The 1,380-nt window shown below is 69.6% G+C and carries 1 protein-coding gene; it reads left to right on the forward strand.

The window, feature by feature from the left end:
• Window positions 1-97 precede the first annotated feature (97 nt).
• Window positions 98-1,351, forward strand: a complete 1,254-nt coding sequence (gene istA, locus ACYQ0U_RS22660; protein WP_459975933.1) for an IS21 family transposase — start codon at window positions 98-100, stop codon at window positions 1,349-1,351.
• Window positions 1,352-1,380 lie beyond the last annotated feature (29 nt).

Here is a 1,380-nt window from a genome sequence, read left to right on the forward strand (position 1 = left end):
TGTCGTCGGCGCCTGAAAACTGACCCCCTATCGACGGTCGAAAACTGACCCCCTCCGAGACCCTGTCCTCACCAGTCGTGAGGCAGGGGGACGAGGAGTGTTGTCAGTGGAGGATTGGGCTGAGATCCGTCGGCTGCACAGGACCGAGGGGTTGCCGATCAAGATGATCGCCAGGACGTTGGGGGTCTCGCGGAACACGGTGCGCGCCGCGCTGGCGTCCGAGGGGCCGCCGAAGTACGTGCGGAAGCCGACGGGGTCGGCTGTGGATGCGTTCGAGCCCCGGATCCGTGAGCAGTTGCAGGCGTTTCCGACGATGCCGGCCACGGTGATCGCCGAGCGGGTCGGCTGGACGCGTGGGATGACGGTCTTCAAGGAGCGTGTGCGCGAGCTGCGGCCGGCCTACCTGCCGCCGGACCCGGCCTCCCGCACGACCTATGAGGCCGGGGAGCTGGCGCAGTTCGACTTCTGGTTCCCCGACATCGAGATCCCGGTCGGCTACGGCCAGACCCGCACCGCGAAGCGGCTGCCCGTGATGACCACGGTGACCGGCTACTCACGCTGGTCAGGCGGGCTGTTGATCCCCTCGCGCGACGCGCGGGACCTGTACGCGGGCTGGTGGCGGCTGCTGTCCGAGCAGCTGCTCGGTGTGCCGAAGACGTTGGTGTGGGACGGCGAAGCCGCGGTGGGCCGGTGGCGTGCCCGCCAACCCGAGCTCACCGTCGACTGCCAGGCGTTCCGCGGCGTGCTGGGCGCGAAGGTGGTGATCTGCAAGCCCGCTGACCCCGAAGCCAAGGGCATGCTGGAGCGGCTCCACGACTACCTCGAGCGGTCGTTCCTGCCGGGCCGGACGTTCGAGTCCCCGGCCGACTTCAACACCCAGCTCGCCGGGTTCTTCGTGAAGGCGAATGCCCGGAAGATGCGGGTCCTGGGTTGCACGCCCGGTGACCGGGTGGTCGCTGACCGGGCAGCGATGCTGCCGCTGCCGCCGGTCGCGCCCGAGGTCGGTTGGCGTCAGTCGCTGCGGCTGCCGCGCGACCACTACGTGCGCCTGGATTCCAACGACTACTCCGTCCACCCTGCCGTGGTCGGGCGGCGGATCGAGGTCCACGCCGACCTGGACCGAGTGTGGGTGACCTGTGAGGGCGCGATCGTCGCCGACCACGCCCGCGTATGGGCCCAGCACCAGACCATCACCGACTTCGAGCACACCGTCGCCGCCAAGCACCTGCGCCACGGTCGCGCGGACCTGCTGCGCCCGGTCGCGGACGCGGTCACCGGTGAGGAGGTCGAGATCCGCTCGCTCGGCTTCTACGACCGAGCACTCGGCCTCGTCGATGGGGAGGTGTCGTGATGGCGGCCAGGTCGACCACGAAGACCAGC

The sequence above is a fragment of the Nocardioides pyridinolyticus genome (genome assembly GCF_054653575.1).